The organism is Roseovarius azorensis, from assembly GCF_900109455.1.
Classification (GTDB): Bacteria; Pseudomonadota; Alphaproteobacteria; order Rhodobacterales; family Rhodobacteraceae; genus Roseovarius; species Roseovarius azorensis.
Window position 1 is genome coordinate 240,253 of record NZ_FOAG01000001.1, and the last position, 20,542, is coordinate 260,794.

At 69.1% G+C, this 20,542-nt stretch carries 21 protein-coding genes; all 21 read left to right on the forward strand.

Annotated features, from left to right (window positions below; genetic code table 11):
• The 21 genes from BSG08_RS01210 (at position 1) to BSG08_RS01305 (ending at position 20,542) form a co-directional block, all read left to right on the forward strand.
• Complete coding sequence (locus BSG08_RS01210; protein WP_093030772.1) at positions 1 to 534, forward strand: phage protein Gp27 family protein; 534 nt, start codon at positions 1 to 3, stop codon at positions 532 to 534.
• Positions 534 to 1,955 carry a phage terminase large subunit family protein gene (locus BSG08_RS01215; RefSeq protein WP_245770569.1) on the forward strand — a complete coding sequence of 474 codons (1,422 nt, stop codon included), beginning with the start codon at positions 534 to 536 and terminating at the stop codon, positions 1,953 to 1,955. Before BSG08_RS01210 ends, BSG08_RS01215 begins: the two co-directional genes overlap by 1 nt.
• Positions 1,948 to 3,486, forward strand: a complete 1,539-nt coding sequence (locus BSG08_RS01220) for a DUF935 domain-containing protein (RefSeq protein ID WP_093030778.1) — start codon at positions 1,948 to 1,950, stop codon at positions 3,484 to 3,486. The genes BSG08_RS01215 and BSG08_RS01220 overlap by 8 nt, the downstream gene beginning before the upstream one ends.
• Entirely contained in the window at positions 3,483 to 4,811 is a 1,329-nt protein-coding gene (locus BSG08_RS01225; RefSeq protein ID WP_093030781.1) for a phage head morphogenesis protein, read from the forward strand. The genes BSG08_RS01220 and BSG08_RS01225 overlap by 4 nt, the downstream gene beginning before the upstream one ends.
• Before the next feature lie 3 nt (positions 4,812 to 4,814).
• Entirely contained in the window at positions 4,815 to 5,033 is a 219-nt protein-coding gene (locus BSG08_RS01230; RefSeq protein WP_093030783.1) for a hypothetical protein, read from the forward strand.
• Positions 5,034 to 5,333: 300 nt separating this feature from the next.
• Positions 5,334 to 6,482, forward strand: coding sequence for a hypothetical protein (locus BSG08_RS01235; protein ID WP_093030786.1), 1,149 nt, complete (start codon positions 5,334 to 5,336; stop codon positions 6,480 to 6,482).
• Entirely contained in the window at positions 6,475 to 6,840 is a 366-nt protein-coding gene (locus tag BSG08_RS01240; RefSeq protein ID WP_093030789.1) for a capsid cement protein, read from the forward strand. The genes BSG08_RS01235 and BSG08_RS01240 overlap by 8 nt, the downstream gene beginning before the upstream one ends.
• A gap of 29 nt (positions 6,841 to 6,869) precedes the next feature.
• Positions 6,870 to 7,829 (forward strand): hypothetical protein, encoded by a 960-nt coding sequence (locus tag BSG08_RS01245; protein ID WP_093030793.1) that lies wholly within the window; start codon positions 6,870 to 6,872, stop codon positions 7,827 to 7,829.
• An 11-nt stretch (positions 7,830 to 7,840) separates the two neighbouring features.
• Complete coding sequence (locus BSG08_RS01250; RefSeq protein ID WP_093030796.1) at positions 7,841 to 8,206, forward strand: hypothetical protein; 366 nt, start codon at positions 7,841 to 7,843, stop codon at positions 8,204 to 8,206.
• 80 nt (positions 8,207 to 8,286) lie between these two features.
• On the forward strand, positions 8,287 to 8,712 hold the full coding sequence (locus BSG08_RS01255) for a gp436 family protein (RefSeq protein ID WP_093030799.1): 426 nt from the start codon (positions 8,287 to 8,289) through the stop codon (positions 8,710 to 8,712).
• 1 nt (position 8,713) lies between these two features.
• A complete protein-coding gene (locus tag BSG08_RS01260; protein ID WP_093030802.1) occupies positions 8,714 to 9,202 on the forward strand; it encodes a phage virion morphogenesis protein in 489 nt (162 codons plus the stop codon).
• Positions 9,199 to 9,651, forward strand: coding sequence for a phage tail terminator protein (locus tag BSG08_RS01265; RefSeq protein WP_093030805.1), 453 nt, complete (start codon positions 9,199 to 9,201; stop codon positions 9,649 to 9,651). The genes BSG08_RS01260 and BSG08_RS01265 overlap by 4 nt, the downstream gene beginning before the upstream one ends.
• A gap of 1 nt (position 9,652) precedes the next feature.
• Complete coding sequence (locus BSG08_RS01270) at positions 9,653 to 10,636, forward strand: hypothetical protein (RefSeq protein WP_093030808.1); 984 nt, start codon at positions 9,653 to 9,655, stop codon at positions 10,634 to 10,636.
• Complete coding sequence (locus BSG08_RS19380) at positions 10,633 to 10,959, forward strand: hypothetical protein (protein ID WP_175544656.1); 327 nt, start codon at positions 10,633 to 10,635, stop codon at positions 10,957 to 10,959. The genes BSG08_RS01270 and BSG08_RS19380 overlap by 4 nt, the downstream gene beginning before the upstream one ends.
• A 152-nt stretch (positions 10,960 to 11,111) precedes the next feature.
• Positions 11,112 to 11,357 carry a DUF1799 domain-containing protein gene (locus BSG08_RS19385; protein WP_175544657.1) on the forward strand — a complete coding sequence of 82 codons (246 nt, stop codon included), beginning with the start codon at positions 11,112 to 11,114 and terminating at the stop codon, positions 11,355 to 11,357.
• Entirely contained in the window at positions 11,354 to 14,431 is a 3,078-nt protein-coding gene (locus tag BSG08_RS01280; RefSeq protein ID WP_093030814.1) for a phage tail tape measure C-terminal domain-containing protein, read from the forward strand. Before BSG08_RS19385 ends, BSG08_RS01280 begins: the two co-directional genes overlap by 4 nt.
• Positions 14,431 to 14,922, forward strand: a complete 492-nt coding sequence (locus tag BSG08_RS01285; RefSeq protein WP_093030818.1) for a hypothetical protein — start codon at positions 14,431 to 14,433, stop codon at positions 14,920 to 14,922. The genes BSG08_RS01280 and BSG08_RS01285 overlap by 1 nt, the downstream gene beginning before the upstream one ends.
• Before the next feature lie 3 nt (positions 14,923 to 14,925).
• Positions 14,926 to 15,480 carry a DUF1833 family protein gene (locus BSG08_RS01290; RefSeq protein ID WP_093030821.1) on the forward strand — a complete coding sequence of 185 codons (555 nt, stop codon included), beginning with the start codon at positions 14,926 to 14,928 and terminating at the stop codon, positions 15,478 to 15,480.
• The gene (locus tag BSG08_RS01295; protein WP_139274524.1) at positions 15,449 to 19,126 is read left to right on the forward strand and encodes a host specificity factor TipJ family phage tail protein; all 3,678 of its coding nucleotides are present in this window, start codon (positions 15,449 to 15,451) and stop codon (positions 19,124 to 19,126) included. Before BSG08_RS01290 ends, BSG08_RS01295 begins: the two co-directional genes overlap by 32 nt.
• Complete coding sequence (locus tag BSG08_RS01300) at positions 19,123 to 19,737, forward strand: hypothetical protein (RefSeq protein ID WP_093030827.1); 615 nt, start codon at positions 19,123 to 19,125, stop codon at positions 19,735 to 19,737. The genes BSG08_RS01295 and BSG08_RS01300 overlap by 4 nt, the downstream gene beginning before the upstream one ends.
• 25 nt (positions 19,738 to 19,762) lie before the next feature.
• Complete coding sequence (locus tag BSG08_RS01305) at positions 19,763 to 20,542, forward strand: hypothetical protein (protein ID WP_093030830.1); 780 nt, start codon at positions 19,763 to 19,765, stop codon at positions 20,540 to 20,542.

Genomic DNA, 20,542 nt, shown 5'->3' on the forward strand with positions numbered 1-20,542 from the left:
ATGCCGCCGCGCCGCAAGGTTGATCTGCTGCCGAAGGAGCTGCGCCAGTGGCTGCAGGACGAGCTGCGCGAGCGCGGCTTCTCCGGATACGAGGATCTGGCCGAGGCGCTCAACTTTCGCCTCGAGGAAGAGGGGCTTGAGGTGCGGATCGGCAAATCGGCGATCCATGCCTACGGTCAGGAGTTCCAGGAATTTGCGCAGATGCAGGAGCGCGCGCAGGACGAGATCCGGACCTTCCTCGAAGAGGCGAGCCTGAAGGAGGAGGTCGACGTCACCTCTGCGCTCTTCCAGCAACTGACCACCATCCAGTGGCGGCTGCAGATGATGATGTCGGGTGACAAGCTGCCGGATCCGCGCGGCATGAAGGACCTGACCACCGCGCTCAACAACCTGATCCGCTCGACCAGCCTGCGCGACGGCATCCTCAGGGCCGAGCGCAGCGCCCAGTCGCAGAAGCTGGATCAGGCCATCGCGACGGGCCGGATCGACGCGGTGGCGGCGCAGGCCGCGCGCGAGGTGATGGGGCTGGCATGATGGCCGCGCCCGTCATCACCTTCCTGCCGTACCAGAAGCGCTGGCTGCAGGATCAGAGCCGGTTCAAGATCGGCATGTTCACCCGGCGCGGCGGCAAGACCTTCGGGGCGATGGGCGAGGCGGCCGATGATGCGATCCGCGCCGAGATCGCGGGGAGCCGCACCCGCTGGACCATCCTGTCGCGCTCCGAAAGCACCGCCAAGGAGGCGATGGAGGATGCGCTCAAGCCCATCGTGCGCGGCTTCTGGGCGGCCTATAATCAGCTCGCCCGCGGCCAAGGACCGGTCTTCGAGGAGGGCGAGTTCCATGCGCCCGAGCTTGACGCCACCTACAAGACCCATGAGGTGCGCTTTCCGGGCGGGTCGCGCATCGTGGCGCTCTCGGCCAGCCCGGACGCCGCGCGCGGCTTCGGCGGCAATCTGATCCTCGACGAGTTCGCCTTTCACCGCGACAGCCGCCGGATCTGGGGTTCGGCCTTTCCGGTCGCGGCGCGCGGTGGCCACAAGATCCGGGTGATCAGCACGCCCAACGGCAAGGGCAACAAGTTCTATGAGCTGATGACCGCGGAGGAGAGCCAGTGGTCGCGGCATTTCGTGGATATTTACCAGGCCGTTGAAGAGGGGCTTGAAGTCGATATCAATGAGCTGCGCGCGGGCATGGCCGATGAGGACGCCTGGGCGCAGGAATTCGAGCTCAAATGGCTCGACGAGGCGGCAAGCTGGCTTGATTACGATCTGATCGCGGGCTGCGAGCACGACGCCGCCGGACGGCCCGAGGGTTATGCCGGCGGGCCGGTCTTTGTCGGCGTCGATATCGCCGCGCGCAACGATCTCTTCGTGATCTGGGTGCTGGAGGCGGTGGGCGACGTGCTCTGGACGCGCGAGATCATCGCGCGCCGCCGGATCAGCTTTGCCGAACAGGACCTGCTGCTGGCGGGCGTGTTCCGGCGCTACCGGGTGACGCGCGCCGCGATCGACCAGACCGGCATGGGCGAGAAGCCCGTCGAGGATGCGCAGCGCCGCTATGGTTCGGTGCGGGTCTCGGGCGTGCTCTTCACCGCGGCGGCCAAGCTCGACATGGCGACGGCGCTGAAGGAACGGATGCAGGACCGCGCCTTGCGGATCCCGGCGGGCGATCCGGTCCTGCGCGCCGATCTGCACGCGATCCGCTCCCGCGTCGGGCCGACCGGCATCCGGCGGCTGATTTCCGACGGCGACACCGACGGGCACGCCGACAGGTTCTGGGCAGGCGCGCTCGCGGTGTCGGCGGCGGCCGAAGGGCAGGTGCCGATCGAGTTCGCGGCGGGCGGGCGACGCGCCTCGGGCGGCATCGACGATTTCACCGGCGTTCTGGGCGGGGTGCGGCGCGGCTTTGCCCGCGGCGGTGGCGGCATGGATTTCGGAGGGTTCTCAGATGGCTAGGAAAACCAGCACGATGCGGCTCAGATCGGTGCGCCTGCGCAACCCGATGGAGCTTGCGGGCATCCGGGACGGGCGTGACATCACCCGGCCCTGGATCGGCCCGCTGCTGGAGCCGACGGACCCGATCCTGCGCACCCGCGGCGGCGGCAGCTTTGACATCTACAAGCCGATCCTCACTGACCCGCAGGTCAAGTCGGTGATGATCCAGCGGCTCTCGGCTGTGACCAGCCGCGAATGGGAGGTGGTGCCGGGCGAGGACACGGCGGCGGGCCAGCGCGCCGCCGACTGGCTGCGCGACGAGCTGAGCGCCATGAAGTTCGACCGGCTCACCGAAAAGATGCTCTGGGGGCTTTTCTATGGTTATTCGGTCGCCGAGCAGATGTTCCGCCGCGACGGGCGGCTCTGGGGCTGGGAGGAAATCCGGGTGCGCGACCGGGTGCGGTTTCGCTTCGACGAGGCGTGCGGGCTGCGCCTCCTGACCCTGTCGAACATGCTGACCGGCGAGGAGATGCCGGCGGAGAAATTCTGGGTCTTTTCCACAGGGGCGGATCACGATGACGAGCCCTATGGTCTGGGCCTCGCGCACTGGCTCTACTGGCCGGTCTGGTTCAAGCGCAACGGGCTCAAGCTCTGGCTGATCGCGCTCGACAAGTTCGGCATGCCGACCGCGATGGGCAAATACGGGCCGAACGCCACCGATGAAGAGAAACGAACGCTGCTCGAGGCGGTGCTCTCGATCCGCTCCGAGGCCGGGATCATCATTCCCGAAGGGATGGATATCGACATGCTGTCGGCCCCGGCGGGCGCGTCATCGCTCAATTATCAGCATCTGCACGACACCATGGACGAGGCGATTGCCAAGATCATCCTGTCGCAGACGATGACGACCGATGATGGCTCGAGCCGATCCCAGGCGGAAGTGCATGAGGGCGTGGCCGACCGGGTTGCCAAGTCGGATGCGGATCTGGTGTGCCAGTCCTTCAACGAGGGGCCGGTGGCGCGGCTCTCGGAGTTCAACTTTCCCGGCGTCGCACCGCCGCAGGTCTGGCGCAAGATGGAGGATCCCGAGGATACGACGGCCGCCGTCGACCGGGATCAGAAGCTGCATCAGATGGGCTGGCGGATGACCGAGGAGCGCGTCAGGGAGACCTATGGCGACGGGTACGAGCGCACAGAGCCAGCCCCGGCCAGAGATCCCGCCGTGCCCGACTTTGCCGAGCACCGTCATGACAGCGCGATCGACGATCTGGTCGATCAGATTATCGCCGAGGGCCATGCCGAGGCAGCCGCGGCCCCGCTCTTTGCCGATATCGCGGCCTTTCTGGAAGGGATCGGACCGGAGACCACGCCGGAGGATCTGCGCGCGCGGCTGGATGCGCTGCGCGACGCGCCGGGCGACAGCGCCGCCCTGGTCGAGCTGCTGACCGAGGCCAGCTTTGCCGCCCGGCTGGCGGGCGAGCTGGGCGCGGTGGTCGATGACGAGGAACTGCCCGATGGCGAGGACAGCCTGCCGGGCGCGGTTGCGCCATGATCGATCGCCTCAAGCGCCTGCGCCCGGAGGACGCACTGTCGTTCTTTCGCGCGAAGGGTCTCGCGGCCCCGAACCGGCGGTTCGATCACCGCGACGTCTGGCGCAATGAACATGCCAGCAATTTCGTGGTGGCGAAGGCGATGCGCATCGAGGTGCTGGAGCTGATCCGGGCCGAGCTGGACCGGGCGCTGGCGGACGGCGGCACGCTGCGCACGTTTTCCGAGGCGCTGGAGCCGCAGCTGAAAAAGCTGGGATGGTGGGGGCAGGGGAGTGAGCGCGATCCGCTCACCGGCGAGTTGAAGAACGTACAGCTCGGATCGCGCCGCCGCCTGAAGGTGATCTTCAACGCCAATATGCGCGCCGCGCATGCCGCCGGGAAATGGGCGCGCATCGAGCGGATCAAGGATGCGCTGCCCTTCCTGCGCTATGTGCAGATCGAGCGCGCGACCAAGCGTGCGGATCACGCGATCTATCACGATCTCGTCCTCCCGGTGGACGATCCGGCCTGGGAGCGCATCTATCCGCCCAACGGCTGGAACTGCGGCTGCACCGTCCAGCAGATGAGCCAGGCGATGCTGGACCGGCGCGGCCTCAGCGTGACGGAAGATTTCCGGCTGCAGGAGCGCGACGTGCTCAACCGGCGCTCCGGCGAGATCGAGCGTATCGCGCTTGGCGTCGATCCCGCCTGGGACGGCAATGCGGGCAAGGCCTGGCTCGATCTCTCGGGCAGGCATGCGGCGATCTCCGGCGGCCTGCCAGCCGCCGCGGCGGCCACCGAGCTTGGTTTCGCGGCCCGCGCCCGGCTCTTCGGTCTCGCCGAGGGGCGCGAGCATATGGGCATGTTCGATCTGGCAACGGGTCAGGAGATCGACTGGAATATCGGGCGGGGCGACCGTGTCAGGCTGACCGGAACGATGCTCACTCAACTGGCTGCCGGGCGGCAGCTCGGCCTGGTGCACAACCACCCCAGTTCACATCCGCTCAGTCCGACGGACATGGATTTGATGTTCCGGCGCAACGTCGCCTCGATCCTGGCGGTTGGCCACGACGGATCGCTCTACCGGGCCGTCCGTCTGTCCTCCGCACGGGTCAGCGTCGTGGGGTTTCAGGACGTCGCGGGGGAAATGATCGACGAGATCGTGCCAGATCTGAACCCGACGGACCGCGACCATGCAATCCGCCTGATTGTCCTTGAGGTGTTGCGCGCGCAAGGGCTGATCCTATATTCTGAAAGTCCCGGTGCGCGCGCCCTTGCCGTTCGCCAGAGAGTGGGACGCCCGGTCGCAGAGGTCGTCCGCGCAATCAACGAGATGCTGGAGGAGTGAGGATTGGCTTATCTCTTGACCGAACCCAAAGGCTTCTCGCGCCAGGATTACGAAGACGCGCTGCGCGACGCCGAGGCTCTGCCTGACGACGATCCGGACAAGACCGAGATTGTCGCGGCGCGCAAAAAACAGCTCGAGATCATGTTCGGCCCTGCCCGTCGACGCAGCCCCGAAGAACGCCGCGCGATCCTGCGCGCCTTTCTCGACGATCCGGCCCCCTGAGGCGGTTTCGGAGGGATTTCAGCCGCCGGGCGCATCCGCCGCCGAGCCCGCGCCACGCAATACCCTCTGAGCGCGCCATTAAATACCCATTCAATACCCTCTGAGAGATTTTCCGGCCCAGCCCCCGTCAGCGCCGTTGAGGCCACTCAGCGGGCCGCTCAGCGCGCGGTTGCAATCCGGGCTTGCCGGAGGCCCCCCGGCGGCGCTAGTCTGATACCAGAGGCCGCGGCAGGACCGGACCTTCTCCCACCGAAGTCCTTCATCTGATGTGCCCCTTGCGCCCGGCTTAATGTCGGGCGCATGACACAACCGCTTCACATCTTCCGCGCGGGCAGGCACACCGCCATGTCGGGCCAGTCCCTCGAGTTCTCCGAGGGCCAGATCGCCACCATCGCCGAGGCTTACGATCCCGCGATCCACGAGGCTCCGATCGTCGTGGGCCATCCGCGCACCGATGCCCCGGCCTATGGCTGGATCAGATCGCTGCGCGCCGAAGGTGCCGAGCTCTTTGCCGAGCCCGATCAGGTCGAGCCCGAATTCGCCGAAATGGTCCGCGCGGGCCGCTTCAAGCGGATCAGCGCCAGCTTCTACCCCCCGAAAGCCGCGGCCAACCCCGCACCGGGTGGCTACTACCTCAAGCATGTGGGCTTTCTCGGCGCGCAGCCGCCCGCCGTGAAGGGCCTCAAGGCGGCCGAGTTCGCCGAGGATGCCGAGGCGGTGACCCTCGAGATTGCATTCTCGGAGGCCGAGATCGCGGGGCTGGCCTCGGCCGGGTTTGGCGGGCTGCGCCGGGTGATCGCCGGGCTGCGCGACTGGCTGCTCGCCTCGCAGGGTCAGGAGGTGGCCGACCAGATCGTGCCCGCCCATGAGCTGGAGCACATCCGCACCACCGAAGAGTTCATGCGCAACGTGATCGAGCGCCAGGAACCCGCGCCATTCGCGGAACCAGACCTTCAGCAAAAGGAGACAGACATGTCCCAAGAGGACAAACAGACCCCCGAAGAACGGCTTGCGGCGCTGGAGCGGCGCGAGGCCGAGCAGGCCGCCCGCGAGGCCGCCTTTGCCGAGGCGCAGGCCGAAACCCGGCGCGCCGAGGATGCCGCCCTTCTCGACACGCTCGCCGCGGAGGGCCGGATCGCACCAGGCCTCAAGGACGAGATGGCCGCCTTCATGGAGAGCCTCGATGCGCAGGAGGTGGTTGCGTTTGCCGAAGGCAAGAGCGCCAGCCCGCGCCAGTGGTTCCGCGACCTGCTTTTGAAGCAGACCAAACCGCTGATCGATTTCAGCGAGCGGGCGGGCGGCGAGACCCTGCCGCAGATCAAGGGCCATACCGACGTCACCGCCGCCGCCAGACGGCTGATGAAGGATGCCGAGGCCGAAGGCCGCACGCTGAGCTTCGCCGAGGCGGCCCGGCAGATCGAGGAAACCATGGAGAGCGACAATGCCTAACCCCGGAGCATTCATCAAATCCTTCCGCGCGGAGGCCGCCATTCCCGGCCGCCGCATCGTGAAGTTCGGCGCGGCGGGCGGCATTGCCCTGGCCGCCGCCGCCACCGACCGCGCCATCGGCATCGCCGATCAGCTCGACGCGACCGAGGGCCAGATGGCCGACGTCATCATGTCCGGCTCGGCCGAGGTCCAGCTGGGCGCGACCGTGGCGGCCGGAGCCCCGATCGCCCCGGATGCCAGCGGCCTCGGCATCACGGCGGTGGCGGGTGCGGGCAATGTGGCCATCGGCTACGCGCTGCAGTCCGGCGACGCTGGCGACATCATCGACGTGGCGCTGGCCCGTCACTCCGTCACCTGATCCCCCTGATCCTTAAGGAGCGCTGATCCATGAGCACCCCAACCCCCTTTGTCGTCGATCCGGTCCTGACCGCGATCGCCGTCAACTACCGCAACCCCGATATCGCCTTCATCGCCGACCGGGTGATGCCGCGCGTGCCGGTCATGGCGCCTGAGTTCAAGTGGACCTGGTATCCGCCCGAGCAGATGTTCACGGTGCCCGACACCGAGGTGGGCCGCAAAGGTCTCGTCCAGCAGGTCGAGTTCACCGGCGAAGAGCGCACCTCGTCGGTGCGCGATTACGGCCTCGACGATGTGGTGCCGCAGCGCGACATCGATGCCGCGCGGAGCATGCGCGCCGCGGGCAACTCGGCCTTCGATCCCGAGGCGCGCGCCGTCGAGGGTCTGACGCATCTCATTCAGCTCGACCGCGAGAAGCGCGTGGCGGCGATGGTGCAGGACCCGGACAATTACGATGCCGACAAGAAGGCGGTGCTCTCGGGCACATCGCAGTTCTCGCATGCTTCCTCGGATCCGATCGCGCTGATTACCCAGGCGCTCGACGCCACCTTCATCATGCGCCCCAATGTGGCGGTGATCGACCGCAAGGGCTGGACCGCGCTGTCGACCAACCCGAACATCCTCAAGGCGATCAACCGCACCTCGGGCGACAAGGGCCGCGCCAGCCGCGAGGCGGTGGCCGAGCTCTTCGAGCTTTCGGAGATCCTCGTCGGCGACACCTATTTCAACTCGGCGCGCAAGGGCCAGACCGCTGCCTTCGAGCGGGTCTGGGCCTCACATCTGGCGCTCATCCACCGCAACACGCAGGCCGGACCGGATGGTGTCACACCGTCATGGGGCTGGACGGCGCAGTTCGACGGGCGCGTCTCGGGCCGGTTCTTTGATCCCAAGGTCGGGCTCAAGGGGGCGACCACGCTGCGCGTCGGCGAGCAGGTCCGCGAGGTCATCGCGGCCCCGGCCACCGGCTATCTCTTCCAGGACGTGGCGTGAGGGGGCGGGGCATGAGCTATCTCATCAAACGCACCGTGATCGCCGCCACGCGGCTGGAGTTCGGCACTGAGGCGCAGGCCGAAGAGATCGGCACGCCCGCCGAGATCGAGCGGCTCGTCGCCCTGGGCGCGATCGAGGCGATCGAGGGGGGCGCACCTGCGCCCTCCGCCCCGGCGGGCGGCGAGGACGCGCTGCGCGCCGCGCTGATCGAGGCGATCGGCACCCTGCCGCAGGACGGCTTCACCGGCGGCAAGGAGCCCAAGCCCAGGGTCGAGGCGCTGCAGGCCGCGCTGCCCGATCTTGCGGATCAGATCACGGCGGCGGTCCGCAACGCGGTCTGGGACGAGATGCAGGCCGCGGCCGATCCGGCCAGCTGAATACCCCCAGCGGACGCCCGCGCAGATGAGGCGTGACAGCCGGGAGAGACCGGCACCCGAATTTCCATGAGGTCCCGCTGATGCCCTTTCTCACCGTCCCCGACATGATCGAGCGCATCGGCGAGGCGCGCCTTGCCGAGGTCACCACGCGCTCCGGCCCGGTGGGCGCGATTGATATGTCCGCGCTGCAGGTGGCGATCGACGACGCCGTTGCCGAGGCCGAAAGCTATGTTTCCGGCCTCTATGACACCGCCAACCCGCCGCGCGTGCTGAGCGTGCATGCCGCCGCCATCGCCTGGTACCGGCTGCTCGGCGATCGCGCCCCGGCCATCGAGGGCGCGAAGGAGAACCACGCGCTGGCGCTTGACTTTCTGCGCCGGGTGCGCGCGGGCGAGGTGTCGCTGGGCGACGAGACCCCCACCGACAGCGCGCGCGGCCAGTCTCACCGCCCGCAGGTTAGCGCGCCCGCCGCGACCTTCACCCGCGACACGCTCGGGGGCTTCTGAGATGGTGACACTATCGCTCACGCTCGAAGACACCGGCCTCGAGGCGGGTCTGACCGACGCGCTCCGGCAGCTCTCGGACCTCACGCCGCTGATGCGCCGCATCGGGGGCGTGCTGGAGACCTCCGTCTCCGAACGCTTCGAGCAGAGCAAGGGACCGGGCGGCGTGCCCTGGGCACCGTCACAGCGCGCCCGCGAGGTGGGCGGCAAGACGCTGGTCGACAGCACCCGGCTGCGTGACAGCATCGTCTCCGAGGCCGGGCCACGCTCGGTCGAGGTGGGCAGCAATGTGCCCTACGCGGCCATCCATCAGAGCGGCGGCACCATCAAGCCGCGCGATGCCGACAAGCTCGCCTTCCGGCTGCCCAACGGCCAGTTCGTCATGGTCGATCAGGTCACCATTCCGGCGCGGCCCTTCCTTGGTTTTGACGCCGCGGACGAGGCCGAAATCGCCCAAGAGGTGGCTGCTTGGCTGGCAGAGGCGTTTTCATGAGCGCGCCGGTGCTCAGCCTGGCACCGATCGTGGCCCGCATCGAGGCGGCGGCGCTCTATCGCAGCGTCGGCGGGGCCGCCGACATGCGCCGGGCGGCACAGTCAGGGGCGATGGGCAGTCCGCTGGCCTTCGTGATGCCGGGAGCCGAGGCCACAAGACCCTCCGGCATGGTCGGGGGCACCCAGCACAGCAGCGTCACCGCGCGGTTCATCGTCGTCACCCTGGCCGAGGACATCCGCCACGATGCGGGTCTGCGCGCGGTGAGCCAGCTCGAGGAGGTGCGCGCCGGTCTGCTTTCCGCCCTCGCGGGCTGGGGGCCGGACTATGCCGATGGTCCGGTGAGCCACCTCTCGGGCCAGCTCGTGACCGGGCCACTGCCCGGCGGGCTGCTGGGCTGGCAGGACGAATTCTCGCTCCGCTTCCGGCGGCGCTTAACCACAGGAGGCTGACATGCCGATGTCCTTCGATACGCGATTTCTGATCGCCAGGCTGCAAACCGCCAGAGACGTGGCGGCAGAGTATGGCGGGGCCAACCTTCTGCCCGCGCTCGAGCTCAATCACCGCCCGCTTGAGGCGGACCGCCAGACCCGCGACATTCTCGACGGCTCGCCCGGCGGCGCGGGCAAGGATTTCCTCGCCCGGCCGCGGGTGCGGGTGACCGCCGCCCTCGAGGCCGCCGCCGGGGTCGCCCCCGGCACCGCCCCCTTCTGGGGCGAGATCGCCCAGGCCTGCGGTCTGGCGGAGACCGTCGAGGCGGGGATCTCTGCCTCCTACAGCCCCGGCTCGGACGCGAATGCCAAATGGGCCACGCTGGTGGGCGGCTTTGGCGGCACGCAGGGCGCGCCCGGCACCGCCGACGATTTTCTGCAGGAGGCGATCAACGCCACCGGCACGATCGGGTTTCAGGCGCGCGACGGCGAGCTGCCGCGGCTCGATCTCGATCTGACCGCGATCTACGGCGCGCCGGTGGCGCGCGGTGCCATCGCCGCCGCCTCGCCGCTCGATATCGGCCCGCTCGGACAGGCGGCCTACCGCGAGGTCGATCCGGTCAGCTACGCCAACAGCGCCTTCAGCTTCGCGGGTGAGACGCTCGTGCTGCGCGAGCTCACCATGCAGGACGAGACCCCGGTGATCTATTCGGACCGGCCCAATGACCTGAGCACCCGGCGCGGGCGGCGCAGATATACCGGGCGCATGGTGGTGACCGCCCCCGCGCTGGGGAGTTTCGATTATTTCGCGCGCTCGCTCGACGGCACCGAGCAGGCGCTGCTCTTCAGCAACGGCCCCTTGGGCAACCGGTTCGAGTTCCGCGCCGACCGGGTGCAGGCGTTCCTCAGCGATCTGGGCGAGCAGGACAACGACGTGATCGCCACGTTTGACCTGCTCTACCTCCACCACGACACCACCGGCAATTTCAGGATCACCGCGAAATGACCAGCTTCCGCTTCAACCCCCGCCCCACCACCTGGGTCACCGTCAGGCTGAACGTGCCCGCCGAGGACGGCCCGCAGGTGCAGACCTTTCGCGCCAAATTCCTGATCCTGCCGCAGGAGGAACGCAACAGGCTGGGCACGCTCGACGGCAAGGCCGGTCTCGAACAGGTCTGGCTCGACTGGCAGGAGATCGCCGATGTCGACGGCAAGCCGATCCCCTACAGCGACGCGCTGCGCGCCGAGCTGCTGGAATTCGACTACGTCCTGCTCGGCGTTGCCGATGCCTATGCCCGCGCGATGATGGGGATCGAGGCAAAAAACTGAAGGCGGCGGCGCGCGCGATCCTCAAACGGCCCGCCCGCGCCGCCGGACCCGACAGGTTCCAGACCGAGCTTGCGGCCTTCGGGCTGAGCGCGGCGCAGATCGGTGCGCTGGTGGCGCGCGCGTCGGGCGATGACACAAGGGAGGAGACAGAGGTGTTCGCCTGGCTTGCCACAGCACTCAGATGGTTTCTGGCGATGTCCTCGCAATGGCGGCGCGATGGCGACGGGCGCGCGACCGGTCTCGATTACGGACCGGCCGAGGCCACCGCGCGGCTGGCTGGTCTCGACGTGGGCCCGGATGATTTCGCGCATCTGCAGATCCTTGAACAGGCCGTGCTGGCGGAGCTGCGCGGTGCCGTGCGCCAGCGGAGCCCCCGGATCGGAGGGCCGCGCAGATGATGCTGGTCTCCGCCAAGCTCACCGCCGATGAGAAGGAAATGGTCGAGGCGCTGCGCCGGGCGCGCGCCGAGATGGAAAAGGTGCGCGGCACCACCCGCACCGCGGGGCAGAGCGCGCGCGAGGCCGCCACCGGCACCGGACAGCTCGCCCGCGCGCAGCGCGACGGTGCCGAGGCCAGCGCCCGCGCCCGGCGCGAGACAGAACGCAGCACCACCGCCCAGGGCCGGGCGACGCAGGCCGGGGATCGGCTGGCCCGCTCCCAGGCGCGCACCCGCACCGAGACCCTGCGCGCCACCGCCGCCACGCAGGCCTTTTCCGGGGCGATGACCAATGCTGCCGCCAGTGCCGCGCTGATCAACGGGCCGCTGGGCGGCGTTGCCTCGCGGTTTTCGACCATCGCCAGCCTGACCGGGCGGATGAACATTGCCGCCGTGGGGGCCATCGTCGGGCTGAGCGGGCTCACGCTGGCCGCCGCGCGCGGGATCAGCACGTTCACCGATTACGAGCGCCAGCAGCTCACGTTGCAGGGTGCGCTCAACGCCACCGGTTTTGCTGCCGGGCGCACCGCCGATCAGATCAACGCCACCGCGCGGCGGATCGCGGTCGACACGCTGGCCTCCGAAGGCGAGGTGCGGCGCGCCGCGACAGTGCTCTTGACGTTCCGTTCGATCGCGGGCGAGACTTTTGATCGCACGCTTGAGCTCAGCCAGGATCTGGCCGCCAGCGGCTTCGGCACGCTCGAGGGCAACGCGGTGCAGCTCGGCAAGGCGCTCGAGGATCCGATCACCGGCCTCTCGGCGCTCACGCGGGTCGGCGTCAGCTTCTCGACCACGCAAAAGGAGATGATCCGCGATTTTGCGGAAACCGGGCGCGTGGCCGAGGCGCAGCGTCTGATCCTCGAGGCCATCGCCCAGCAGGTCGGGGGCACCGGGGTGGCGGCGGGCGGCGGTCTGGCGGGCGGCTTCGATCTTCTGGGCGTAAACGTCAACCGCTTCTTCGAGATCATCGGCCAGCGGCTCAACGACGGCTCGCGCCTGTCGGAATTCCTGCTGCTCGTCGGCCGCGGCGTCGGCACGCTCAATGACCTGCTGGATGAGACTCCGGCGGGCGGTGCGGGTGGGCGTGATGTCGTGGCCGAGCAAGCCCGGCTGCTGGCGCTGGAAGAGCGCCGGGCCGAGGTGGCGCGCCGCCTGGCCGAGGAGACCGCGCGTCCCGGCGGCGAGTTCAGCCTGTTGGCCGCGACCCTGACCGCCGATCTCGACCGGCTCGATGCGGAGATCGCAGCGCTCGATACGCGCGTGGCGGGGCTGATCGACACCTCGCGCGATGCCGCGGACGAGGCGGCGGAGGCAGCGCGCAAATCGGCCGATGAACAGAAGAAGATTGCCGAGGAGCGCATCGCCGGGGTGATCGCGGAGACCGAGCGCGAGATCGAGGCGGCGCGGCTGAGCGAGCTGGCCAATGCGCAGCGCGCGGCCCAGCTCAAGGCCGGTGTCGCCGCCGACAGCGAGGCCGGTCAGGCCATTGCCGCCAAGGTCGCGGAACTCTTTGCCGAGCGCGAGGCCACGGAAAGCGCCAGGCAGGCCACCGAGGAACGCACCAGGGCCGAGGCACGGGCGCGCGAGACCGTCGAGGAACTGCTCGAAAGCCTGCGCGGCGAGCTCGACGTCATGCGGACCTCCGACCCGGTGCTGCGCGAGATGATCCGCCTGCGCGGCAACCTCACGGCGGCAACCGACCAGGAACGCGCGGCGGTCGAGAACCTGATCTCGGTCAAGCGCGTCGAGGCGGCACTCGGCAATAGCCAGACCGAGCTTGACCGGCTGCGCGAGCGTGTCGCGGCGGCGCGCGACCGCGCCCAGGCCGAGGCGGCTTTTGGCAAGGGAGCCGCACGCGGCGCAGAACGCGACGCCTTCCTGCTCGCCGCCGCCGAGGAGCGCCGCCTGCGCAGCGCGGGCCTGGACGGGCCGGAACTGGCGGCCCAGGTCGCGCGCATTCGCGCCGAAGCCCTCGCCGCACTTCAGGATGCCCCCGACGCCTTCTTCAGCTCGGGTCGCGGCGGCAAGGTCAAGAAGGAGGTCGATATCCTTGCCAAGGCCTTCGAGGAGTTCGGCCAGCGCTTCGGCGGCACGCTGGAGTTCCAGCAGCGCCAGATCGAAGCCTGGCGCGTCAAGACGATCGAGCAGCTGCGCGCCGCCGGATTTGGCCACCAGCAATATGCCGACATGGTTGATGCGATTGCCCGCGACCGGCTCAAGGACGCCTACGCGGAGGACCTGCAAAACCGCGACGACTGGCAGGCGGGCGTCGAGCGGGGGCTGAACGAGGTCTTCGGTGCGCAGCTCAGCATGGCCGATATTGCCGAGGACACGGTCAAGGCGGCGTTCTCCGGCATGGAGGACGCCTTCGTCAGCCTGGCCAAAACCGGCAAGATCGAGACCGCCGACCTGGTGGATTTCGCGCTGCGGCAGTTCTTCCGGCTGGCCGCGGCGGCGGCGACCGGCAATCTCGGCAGTGCGGGCGGCGGGATCTTCGGCAACCTCCTCAGTTCGATTTTTGGCGGGGGGTCCACCACGCAACTCAGTACGCGTCTGGCTGGATTTCCATCCGTAACCAATTCGAGCGGATCGATTGTCCTGCCACAATTTCATGATGGCGGCGCGGTGCGCGACGGCGGCACTCTTCGCCGCGTGCCGCTCGCGCTCTTTGACGGCGCACCGCGCCTGCACCGGGGCGGCCTGCTGCCCGGCGAGGTGCCCGCCATCCTCGAGGAGGACGAGCGGGTGCTGACGCTGGCGCAACAGCAATCCACCGCCGCCACCATTCAGGGTCTGGCCCAGCTCGCGGCAGCCCCGCGCGGCGCGCCCGCCGGATCGCCCCAGCCGCCGGTGATCAATCTCAACGTGATCGGTGCGCCGGGCGAGCCGCAGATCACCGCGCGTCAGAACGGCGACGCCCTCGATATCGACCTCATCTTCAACGACATCGAGGGCCGCCTTGCGCGCAACACCGCGCAGGGGCGCGGCCTCGCCCCGGCGATCGCCGGGCGCTTCAATCTCAGAGGGGGTATTTAATGGCGCTTAAATGGCCCCTTCCGGACCTCTTCAAGCCGCAGTTCTCCTCCTTCGAGCTGCAGCTGCCCAGCCTCACCCGGCGTTCGGATTTCGACGACGGCGAGGACCGGGTGCGCCGCGTCGCGCATTCCCGGCCGCTCCGCCAGCGCTTCGATCTCGATGTCGGGCGCAGCGACATGGCGGTGCTGCGGCGCTGGTATCTGGAGGAGACCGATGGCGGGCGGCTCTGGTTCCGGATGCAGGCCTTCGTCGACGCCGATTACATGGAGGTCGAGGCGCGGCTTATCGACGAGGGCAACGGGCCGTGGGTCGCGCGGCTGGTGGGCGATCATGAGTATCGCCTCACCCTGCAGATCGAGATCCGCAAGCTGCCGCGCATCGGTGACGCGGCCTTCGTGCTGCGGCAATGGCCCGCCCGGCCCGCAAGCGTAGCGGCGGCACCCGCCCTGATCCTCGATTTCGAACACGACTTCTTTGCGGCGGAGAGCTGAGCCATGCCCCACCCGTCGATCATCGCCAGCTACGCCTACGCCACCGAGGACATCGAGGTCGCCACCGTCGAGGTGCGCCACCCCGAGATCACCGATCCGGTGACCGGGCTGGCCGGGGCGATCCGCCTGGCCAGCATCTTCGCGCCGCCCGACGAGATCGAGGCGGAGCCGTTCTTCGAGGCCAGGCTCGAGGCGGAGGCCCCCTTGCAGGCCGGTCAGATCGTCCTCTTCAACCGCGCCCCGATCGAGATCGTGCGGCCCGACAAGACCGCCGTCGGCGTGCCGCTGGCGCGGTTCCGGTTTTCCAATGTCGACGCAAGGATCACCGCGGCGCTGATTGCCGCGTCCAAGACGCTGACGCCGGTGGCGATCACCATCCGCTCCTTCACCCTGGCCACGCGGCTCTCGGGCCAGCCCGAGGTGCTCGACGGGTTCGAGCTGATCGATCCGCGGATCACCGCCGCCGGTGTCGAGGTGACCGCCCGCGCGCCCGATGTGATCAACATCCCCTTTCACGGACAGTTCTATGACACGCGCTTCCCGCTGCTTGGTCTCTGAGATCGCCCTCCTGATCGGGATCCCCTGGCGCGAGGGTGCCGAGGGGCCTGACGCCTATGACTGCTGGGCCGCCGCCGACATGGTGCAGCGCCGCCTCTTCGGGCGCGGACTGCCCGGTCTCGGGCCGGACCGGCGCAGGACCATCACCGGGGCGCGCCAGCGCTGGCGGCGTGCCCCGGCCCCGCGCGACGGCGATCTGGTGGAAATGCGCCGGATGGGCCGGGCCAATCACATCGGGGTCTGGATCGCGGGGCGCATCCTGCACTGCCAGCGCGGCGCGGGCATGGTCTATGACCGGCCCGACGATATCCGCGTGATGGGCTGGCAGCTGCGGTTCTGGACGCCCACCCGCAAGGCCACCCGCCCGCGCGGCGCTGCCGACGCGCCTGCGATCCCCGCGATCTACGTGCCGGGTCTCGATCTCATGCTCGATCCGGGCATCCCGGCCGAGACCCTGCTGGCGGCGCATCGCGCGGTGCCGATCGAGGCGCATGCCGGAGAAAGCCTGCGCCGGATCATCACGCGGGCGGGGCTGGCGAGCGAATGCATCGCGGTCTTCGCGCGGCCCGTCGGGGCGGCGGATGACATCCGGCTGCCCGACGCGGCGGACGCGGACGCGCTCGAGGCGCTGCTGCACGATCTGGGGGCGGTGCGGCCCGAGGACTGGGAGACGCGCCGCCTTGCCCCCGGCGAGCGGCTGGTGATCACCCAGGTACCGCAGGATGGCGGCGGCGGCTCGAACCCGCTCAGGATCATTCTCTCGATCGCGGTGATTGCGGCGGCCGCCTTCATCGCAGGTCCAGCGGGCCTTGGTCTTGGTGCGACCCTCGGCTCAAGCCTCGGCATCGGCGCGGCTGCCGGTGGCCAGTTGGTCTTCGGCCTTGTGAACGCACTCGGCCAGTTCGTGATCAGCCAGATCCTGCCGCCGCCCAGCCCGCGCGGCGTTTCGGGCTTTACCGACGAGGTCTCGCCCACCTTCACCGCCCGCGCACAGCCTTCGGTCGCGCGCCCCGGCGCGCCCATTCCGGTGCAGTTCGGCCGCCATATCCACCAGCTCGACGATGTGACGCCGCCCTTTGCGCGCTTCGAGAACAACACGCAGGTGATCTGCCAGCTCATGGCGGTGGGCATCGGCGAGCATGTGATCGAGGAGGTGCTGCTGGGTGATACCAGCGTCTGGCGCGACGGCGCGCCGACCGGCAACCTGCCCGGCGTCTCCATCGAGCATGTCCTGTCGGGTCAGGCGGTGACGCTTTTCGAGGAGGCGGTGTTCAGCCAGGGTGACGTGACCGGCCTCACGCTGGAGCCGTCGCAGACCGTCGGCTGGCACAGCGCCATCCCGCAGGGCCGCGCCATCGAGGCGATCGAGATCGATATCGGGTTTCAGCAGCTGGTGCGCATCGACAGCAACGGCGCGAACCAGTCGCGCACCGTCGAGATCAGGGTCGAGGCGCAGATGATCGACGATGACGATCAGCCGCTGGCCGAGGTCCAGATCCTCGAGACGCTGAGCTTCACCGCCGCCACGCGCTCGAGCCTGCGCTCCTCGCACAAATGGTTCGTGCCCGGCGGTCGTTACCGGCTGCGCCTCACCCGGCTGACGGCGGCGGGCGATGGCAACACCTTTGACACCGCGTTCTGGACCGGGCTCAAGGGCATCATGCCGGGCGGGCGCACCTATCAGGGGCTCGAGCTTCTGGCGGTCAAGGTTGCGGTCGGCGAGATCTTTGCCGCGCAATCCGCCCGTCAGGTGCGGGTGGTCAAGACCCGCAAGCTGCCGGTCTGGGACGGCAGCGGCTGGAGCGCGCCCCAGCCCACCCGCGAGATCGCCTGGGCGGTGGCGGAAATCCTGCGCATGCACGGGCGGCTGGGCGATATCGACATGGACGAGCTGCTGGCGCTGCACGCCACCTGGAGCGCGCGCGGCGACCGGTTCGACACCATCTTCGACCAGGGCATGTCGTTCTGGGAGGCGCTGCAGGCGGCGCTGCGTGCAGGCCGCGCCCAGCCCGATCAGCTGGGCCGCCGCATCCGGCTCTGGCGCGACGAGCCGCAGGCGGTGCCGCGCCAGCTCTTTTCCGAGCGCAACATCCGGCGCGGCTCGCTCACCATCAGCCCGCGTCTCGCGGTCAGCGAACGCCCCGAACGGCTGATCGCGCAATACATGGATGAGCGCACCTGGCGGCCCTCCGAGCTGCCGGTTGGGCCAATTACTGGCCGCGAGCGCCGCGAGCGGTATTTCGGAATTACTGCCCGGACGCATCTGGCGCGCGAGGTCTCGCATGATATCCGCGCCTCGCAATTCCGCTCGGTCAGCGTCAGCTTCGAGACCGAGCTGGAAAACCGCCTCCTGCGCCGCGGTGACGTGATCGTGCTCTCGCATGCCGAACTGACCGGCGGCGTTGCGGTGGGCGTGGATGCATGGCAGGGGCTCGCGATCACGCTCTCGCGCGATCTGGATTTCGGCGCGCTGCCCGCCAACCTGCTGATGACCTTCAGCGGGCCGGACGGCACGGTGTTCGGGCCGGTGCAGGTGCTGGCCCCGACCGGCGCGGGGCGCTCGGCCGGGCTCACGCTGACAGCCGAGGAGATGGACCGCATCATCGCCGATTACGGCTCCGACCCGCGCGACTGGGTGGCACGCACCCGCGCGCGCGACGAAAGCATCCGCGCGGTCATCGGCGAGCCCGCGACAGCGCCGATGCGGCTCATCGTCGAGAGCGTGGGCGAGGAGCGCGGCGGCTATTCGCCGGTCACCTGCATCGACGATGATCCGCGTGCGCATGACGAGGCGACGGCGGGGCTGGCAAGCCTCGAAGGGGCGATCACCGCGATCGCGGCATCGGTGATGGCAGGCACGCTGCGCATCGATCTGGCCCTGGCGCCCTCGCTCCCGGCCGGGGCAACCTTCGTGCATGAATATTCGGTCGATGGTGGCCTTTCGTGGCTGCCGCTCGGATCGGGCAGCGAGGCAAGTTTCGAGGTCGCCGCACCGGCGGGGGTCACGGAGGTGCGCAGCGCCGTCATCCTGGGCGGGCGCGGCCCCTGGGTGACGGCCGCGATCTCGGTCTCGCTACTGCCTGCGCCCGGCAATCTCGCCGAGGTCACACCGGGCCGCTTTGCTGCCGAGGGCCGTCTCGACATCGCCGCCGATCCGGTCGCGGGCGCGCAATCCTACCGCTTCTCGCTGCGCAATGCCGCGGGCAACCTGATGGCGCAGCTGGTTCGCGCCACTCCGGCGCTCGATCTCGATGCGGCGGCGCTGGCTCAGCTTGGCGCATTGCTGCGCGATCTTTCGGTCGATGCGGCGGCCCTTGAGCAGGGCGCGCAGGGCGGGGCGCTGTCGACGCTTGCCTTCAACGTGCCCGCGCCGGTGCCGGTCACCGGGATCGTCCAGTTCGGCAATGGCTTGCATGTCTGGTCCGTGCCCGATCCCGCGCCGCCGCTGGGCTGGCGCGTCCGCTGGCAGGCCAACCAGGTCGGCGGCTTCACCGGGTCACAGGACGTGACCACGGCGCAATGGTCGCGCGGCGCTGTGGGCTGGCCCAATCTGGTGTGGTTTGCCGGGCGCGATGCCTTCGGCATCGGTCCCGAGACCCATATCGATTACACCCCGCCGCCCAGCAACGAAGGACCCGGAGGATGACCCTGAAGATCAAGGCATTCGAGCAGATCGCGACCGTCGCGGCGCAGACCGCCAGCGTCGATCTCGCCGCGGCGCTTGCAGGCGGCGGCACGCTGCTGCTGGAGGGCAGCGTGACATTCGACCCGCAGGCCGGGGATGTGACGCTGCTGAGCCTCGGTGACGGCACCGGGGCCAATGCGATTGCGTTCGCCGCCACCGCCGACAACCGCCTGACCGCGTCGGTCACGGTTGAGGGCGCGCAGGTCGGGCTCCTCGACATGGGGCCGCTCTTCAGCGGTGGCAGCTTTCGCATTGCGCTGGCCTGGGACGCAGCCGGGCTGGCCGCGGCGCGCTCCGGTGCGTCGCTCGCCACACCGCCCGATCTCATGCCGCCCGCCGGTCTGACCGATCTGACCTTCGGCCATGACGGTGCGGCGCTCAGCACCACGCGGCTGGCGATCTGGCCCCTGCGCCTCGATGCGGCGGACCTGCTCACGCTGACCGGCGGCGCACCGCAGCTCACGCTGGTCTCGCAGGGTGGTGAGGCGCTCCTGCTCAGGCTTGGCAGCGATCTGGTGATCGGCGAAGGCGACACGCCCTATCCGCATATCGTGCTGATGGCGGATCTGTGATGGGCAAGAAAGGGAGACCATACCGATGGCAGTGAGGGACTTCAGGCTGGTGAAGCTCGAGGCGCTGGACGCGATCCGCGCCGATATTGTCGCCGAGACCACGGCGGCGGTGCAGGCGCTGCTGGTGGGCAACATCGAGCCCGCGCTGCAGCTGATCTTCGAGAGCAAGGCCGACGCGGCGCGCGTGATCGCGGCCGGAACCGGCCTCACCGGCGGCGGCGATCTGAGCCTCGACCGGACGCTGGCGCTCTCGCAGGCCGTGCTCGACAGCCTCGCCCGCGCCGACAGCGCGCTGCAGCCGCAGGGCAATCTGGCCGGGCTTGGCAATGCCGACGCGGCGCTCGCCAATCTCGGGGCCACGGACAAGGGCAAGGCGGTATTAAAGGCCGCCGATGCGGCGGCGCAGCGCGAGGCGCTGGAGCTCAAGGGAGCGGCGACGCGCGATATCTCGGTCAACCCGGATTTCTCGGTCGAGGCCACAAGGCTCGCGCCGCGATCTGCGATCAGGGCGCTGGTGGACGAGCAGATCGCGGCGGTCGGGGTCGGGTTTCATCCCGATGCCACCTTCGCGGCCGAAACCCGCGCAGACGGCACGACCTACCAGAACCCAACCGAGCACGCGATCTTCGTCTACGCCCGGAACCGCAGGTTGAGCACCTCGACCGACAACGTGACCTGGTCGCCCACATTGGACACCGGGGTTTCTGGCACCGACTTTGCACATTGCTACGCCCCGATCCTGCCCGGCCACTATTACCGGCTGTTCGCCACCGGGCCGGTCTGGGAACTCAGATGGAGACCATGA

Bases quoted from the DNA above. Each gene is read 5' to 3' on its own strand.
- BSG08_RS01210 (WP_093030772.1), top strand. From the start codon at position 1: ATGCCGCCGCGCCGCAAGGTTGATCTGCTGCCGAAGGAGCTGCGCCAG.
- BSG08_RS01215 (WP_245770569.1), top strand. From the start codon at position 534: ATGGCCGCGCCCGTCATCACCTTCCTGCCGTACCAGAAGCGCTGGCTG.
- BSG08_RS01220 (WP_093030778.1), top strand. From the start codon at position 1,948: ATGGCTAGGAAAACCAGCACGATGCGGCTCAGATCGGTGCGCCTGCGC.
- BSG08_RS01225 (WP_093030781.1), top strand. From the start codon at position 3,483: ATGATCGATCGCCTCAAGCGCCTGCGCCCGGAGGACGCACTGTCGTTC.
- BSG08_RS01235 (WP_093030786.1), top strand. From the start codon at position 5,334: ATGACACAACCGCTTCACATCTTCCGCGCGGGCAGGCACACCGCCATG.
- BSG08_RS01240 (WP_093030789.1), top strand. From the start codon at position 6,475: ATGCCTAACCCCGGAGCATTCATCAAATCCTTCCGCGCGGAGGCCGCC.
- BSG08_RS01245 (WP_093030793.1), top strand. From the start codon at position 6,870: ATGAGCACCCCAACCCCCTTTGTCGTCGATCCGGTCCTGACCGCGATC.
- BSG08_RS01250 (WP_093030796.1), top strand. From the start codon at position 7,841: ATGAGCTATCTCATCAAACGCACCGTGATCGCCGCCACGCGGCTGGAG.
- BSG08_RS01255 (WP_093030799.1), top strand. From the start codon at position 8,287: ATGCCCTTTCTCACCGTCCCCGACATGATCGAGCGCATCGGCGAGGCG.
- BSG08_RS01260 (WP_093030802.1), top strand. From the start codon at position 8,714: ATGGTGACACTATCGCTCACGCTCGAAGACACCGGCCTCGAGGCGGGT.
- BSG08_RS01265 (WP_093030805.1), top strand. From the start codon at position 9,199: ATGAGCGCGCCGGTGCTCAGCCTGGCACCGATCGTGGCCCGCATCGAG.
- BSG08_RS01270 (WP_093030808.1), top strand. From the start codon at position 9,653: ATGCCGATGTCCTTCGATACGCGATTTCTGATCGCCAGGCTGCAAACC.
- BSG08_RS19380 (WP_175544656.1), top strand. From the start codon at position 10,633: ATGACCAGCTTCCGCTTCAACCCCCGCCCCACCACCTGGGTCACCGTC.
- BSG08_RS01280 (WP_093030814.1), top strand. From the start codon at position 11,354: ATGATGCTGGTCTCCGCCAAGCTCACCGCCGATGAGAAGGAAATGGTC.
- BSG08_RS01285 (WP_093030818.1), top strand. From the start codon at position 14,431: ATGGCGCTTAAATGGCCCCTTCCGGACCTCTTCAAGCCGCAGTTCTCC.
- BSG08_RS01290 (WP_093030821.1), top strand. From the start codon at position 14,926: ATGCCCCACCCGTCGATCATCGCCAGCTACGCCTACGCCACCGAGGAC.
- BSG08_RS01295 (WP_139274524.1), top strand. From the start codon at position 15,449: ATGACACGCGCTTCCCGCTGCTTGGTCTCTGAGATCGCCCTCCTGATC.
- BSG08_RS01300 (WP_093030827.1), top strand. From the start codon at position 19,123: ATGACCCTGAAGATCAAGGCATTCGAGCAGATCGCGACCGTCGCGGCG.
- BSG08_RS01305 (WP_093030830.1), top strand. From the start codon at position 19,763: ATGGCAGTGAGGGACTTCAGGCTGGTGAAGCTCGAGGCGCTGGACGCG.